A 2,305-nucleotide genomic window follows, 5' to 3' on the forward strand; every position below is an offset into this window, starting at 1 on the left:
TTTTCGGTCTCTAAGTACTTTTTAAAGGGAACATCATCGACTCAAATCTCTATTTGCAACAGTGCCTAATTAAATCCCTTACAATTCAAATTTTTCAGCAACGACTTATCTTTGTTAAAATAGTATTAATTTATTTTTTTTAGGACAAACCTTAACAAAATTACAAATTTGTAATTTGGTTGTCATTTAGGTGTATATATCTAGGAATTAGTATATGAAGAAATTATTTTTTGGTCCAAGATATGATTAGATTCAATAATATATATATGAAGATTGTTTTAGTTATTTTTACTATAGTTTTTTCAACCAGTAGTTTTGCTGATGGGGGACTTCGTTTCTTAGAGAAAAATTTAGAAATAATTAACAATGAAAAAAGCAAAGGGTGTGAAGAGAATTAATTCAAAATTATAATGAAGCACATATAACTAGGAAAACTAAAAATTAGTTATTTTTAGTATGGTGTAACTAAGATTAATTAATTTTTTTAAATCGAATGATAAATATATTTATTGTTTTTAATTTATTCTTTACCATTTTCAAATTTTTAAATAATCCGAAAAGACTATTTTAAACTTTAGGGTTACATATGCTCCTATACATAGGCAGGAATAAATATGCAACTTAGTATATTTGCAACAATAGTACTGGAAAGATTCATGTAATAATGCTTAAAACTCTCTAATTAGTTAGGGAGGCATTGGAATTGGAGAAAGAAGTAAAGTGCCCACTAGCAAATGTGGTTATTGGAGGAATTATCTCATCAACCCTTCTTATGTTGGTTTTATTACCAATATTGTCCCGGTGGATAAATGAAAAGAAAGCTTCTTGACCAATTATAGTAAGCAATTTTTAGCAGAAATATTGAGGCTTACTCAAGTCTCTCAGCTAATCGTAAATAGAATAAGGAAACTATTGTATGTCAGAAGATCATTCTCAGAGCCACGCGGCTGTTACTGAAGAGAATAGTAAGAAGCTAATATTTACTGTAGGTTTGACCACTACGTTTTAATCGTAGAAATTATAACCGTTTTTATTACTCAAAGTTTAACTTTTGTGATTATCTAAAAACACATAGCGGTCGAATGGCCATATTAACTGACTTAAAATCAGTCGCATACTTTAATGTAGCGGTTCTGATAGCACAAAAGTTCGCAGCATGAAAACGGAACCGGCATAATTGATTTATAGTGAACCCATACACTAAGCATAATGATTTAGAGGACGATAATCCCAATGAAAAAATTCCTTTTAGGAGCTGTTGCCGCATCTGTTTTGGCCTTTTCAGGCAATGCTATGGCCAATTTTGTGGCAGGTCAGGACTATCAGGTGGTCGCAAAACCAGTCAAAGTCGAAAAACCGGGCAAAATTGAGGTACGTGAATTCTTCTGGTATGGCTGTGGTCACTGTTTCACGTTGGAACCGCATATGCAGGACTGGTTGAAAAAATTACCCAAAGATATCCGTTTTGTACGTACACCTGCTGCAATGAACCCGCTTTGGGAACAGGCTGCACGTGCTTATTATGTTTCAGAAGCCCTGGGTGTGCGTCAAAAAGCACATTTACAGTTATTCCATGATATTCATGACAAGCAGCGTCCAATTTTAGAACAGGCACAATTGGCCAAGTTCTATACCCGTTATGGTATTTCTGAAGAGAAATTTAACACGACTTATAAATCATTCCCGATTTCGTCAAAAATTGCTCAGGCAAAAAATTTGACTGCTCAATATCAGTTAAGCGGTGTACCAGCGGTGACCGTGAATGGTAAATATATTGTGCAGGGCAATGATGCCAAAGTAATTCAGGTGGTGAATTACCTGATTGAAAAAGAGCGTAAAGCCAAATAAGACGCGATTGATTATCTCTAAAAAAAACCTGCATCGAATCTGCAGGTTTTTTTATTTAAACTGGAGGAATGGTTATTTACGTCCTGACTGCCGGATCTGGTGTTTCTATCGGCGGGCGATACCAGTGTAAAATTCCTCGGAATAAGAGCTGCATCTGCAACACGCTTTGCGCTTTAAAGTCATGGGATTGAATATGAATCGTGGATGGCTTTGTTGCACAAACCTATCTGTAAAGGGTTTTTCAGCGATATAATTTTCAAATGAAGAAGCCTGCACACAAAATCTACCGCACAACCAATTGGCCCGCATATAACCGAGCACTCATGAGTCGCGGAAATATTGCCATTTGGTTTGATCCTGCTACGCAATGGTATGCTCCGTCCATCGGTAAACAAGGGCGAAATCAAACCTACTCCGACGCAGCCATCCAATGCTGCTTAATGATTAAATCCTTATT

At 35.6% G+C, this 2,305-nt stretch carries 2 protein-coding genes and 1 pseudogene; all 3 read left to right on the forward strand.

The window, feature by feature from the left end:
• Positions 1-916: 916 nt before the first annotated feature.
• Positions 917-1,056: pseudogene (locus F899_RS15975) on the forward strand (cation transporter); the annotation flags it as partial.
• A gap of 177 nt (positions 1,057-1,233) precedes the next feature.
• A complete protein-coding gene (locus tag F899_RS00530) occupies positions 1,234-1,848 on the forward strand; it encodes a thiol:disulfide interchange protein DsbA/DsbL (protein ID WP_004281881.1) in 615 nt (204 codons plus the stop codon).
• Between the two features lie 260 nt (positions 1,849-2,108).
• A partial coding sequence (locus tag F899_RS15270) for a transposase (RefSeq protein ID WP_171063852.1) occupies positions 2,109-2,305 on the forward strand: 197 nt, incomplete at its 3' end.

Origin of the sequence: Acinetobacter sp. CIP 101934 (genome assembly GCF_000369585.1) — a bacterium.
Taxonomy (GTDB): Bacteria; Pseudomonadota; Gammaproteobacteria; order Pseudomonadales; family Moraxellaceae; genus Acinetobacter; species Acinetobacter schindleri.